Here is a 716-nt window from a genome sequence, read left to right as displayed (position 1 = left end):
GCTGGGACTTCGTCGCGTTCCCGCTGATCATCTGCCTGATCGCGATGGCGTCGATCGGCTTTCACGAGACGCTCGCGCCGATGTCGACGCTAAAGACCCAGGCGATCTCGCTCGATCCGGCCAACCTGCCCGAGTACGCGATGCGCACCACGCTGCGCATGCTCGCGGCGATGGTCGCCTCGCTGATCTTCACGCTGGTCTACGGCACGCTGGCCGCCAAGAGCCGCCGCGCCGGCCTCGTGCTGGTGCCGATTCTCGACATCCTGCAGTCGGTGCCGGTGCTCGGCTACATCTCGTTTACGGTCACCTTCTTCCTCGCGATGTTCCCGGGCCGCGTGCTCGGCGCCGAGCTCGCCGCGATCTTCGCGATCTTCACGAGCCAGGCGTGGAACATGACGTTCAGTTTCTACCAGTCGCTGCGCACGGTGCCGCGCGACCTCGATGAGGTGTCGCGCGGCTTTCACCTGACGTCGTGGCAGCGCTTCTGGAAACTCGAAGTGCCGTTCTCGATGCCGGGCCTGATCTGGAACATGATGATGTCGATGTCGGGCGGCTGGTTCTTCGTCGTGGCTTCCGAAGCGATCACGGTCGGCAACAACACGATTACGCTGCCGGGCATCGGCGCCTACCTCGCGCAGGCGATCAGCGACAAGAACCTGCACGCGATCGGCTGGGTCATCCTCGCGATGACGGTCGTGATCCTCGCCTATGACCAG

General features: G+C 64.2%; 1 protein-coding gene. It reads left to right on the top strand.

All coding sequences use genetic code 11. The features are described from left to right. The coding region (locus tag AB4Y34_RS41810) for an ABC transporter permease subunit (protein WP_368719301.1) at nucleotides 1-716 on the top strand (716 nt) is incomplete at both ends.

The organism is Paraburkholderia sp. BR10954 (assembly GCF_040965775.1).
Classification (GTDB): Bacteria; Pseudomonadota; Gammaproteobacteria; order Burkholderiales; family Burkholderiaceae; genus Paraburkholderia; species Paraburkholderia youngii.
The sequence above is the reverse complement of the archived record's forward strand: the minus strand, read 5'-3'. Positions and strand labels throughout refer to the sequence as shown.